This is a genomic window from Pseudomonas sp. EL_65y_Pfl1_R83 (genome assembly GCF_963970695.1).
In the GTDB taxonomy this organism is placed as follows: domain Bacteria; phylum Pseudomonadota; class Gammaproteobacteria; order Pseudomonadales; family Pseudomonadaceae; genus Aquipseudomonas; species Aquipseudomonas tritici.
In genome coordinates, this window is sequence record NZ_CAXAQI010000508.1 from 1 (window position 1) to 430 (window position 430).

The 430-nt window shown below is 69.1% G+C and carries 1 protein-coding gene; it reads left to right on the plus strand.

What is annotated here, in order from left to right; translation table 11 throughout:
* Positions 1-430, plus strand: a 430-nt coding sequence (locus tag AACY08_RS30080) for a GGDEF domain-containing protein (RefSeq protein ID WP_339472730.1), incomplete at both ends; no start/stop codon positions are given.

Genomic DNA, 430 nt, shown 5'->3' on the forward strand with positions numbered 1-430 from the left:
GTCAAGGCCGACGGCGCGCTGATCGACCTTGCGATCTATTCCCGCGAACTGACCTATGCCGAGCGGCCCGCGGTGCTGCTGGCGCTGATGGACATCACCGAGCGCAAGCGCGCCGAGGCCCGGCTCGCCTTCATGGCGCAGCATGACGGGCTGACCGGCCTGCCCAATCGCACGCTTCTGCGCCAGCAGGTCGACGACATGCTGCTGCACGGCCGGCGCAGCTCGGACAAGGTTGCGCTGCTGATGCTCGGCCTCGACAATTTCAAGGCGGTCAACGACACGCTCGGCCATGGCGTCGGCGACAAGCTGCTGCGCGGCGTCGCCAAGCGCCTGCGTTCGTCCCTGCGCGAGGAGGACGCGCTGGCGCGGCTCAATTCCGACGAGTTCGCGATCGTGCAGAGCGGCCTGACCCGCCCCGAGGACGCCGTCG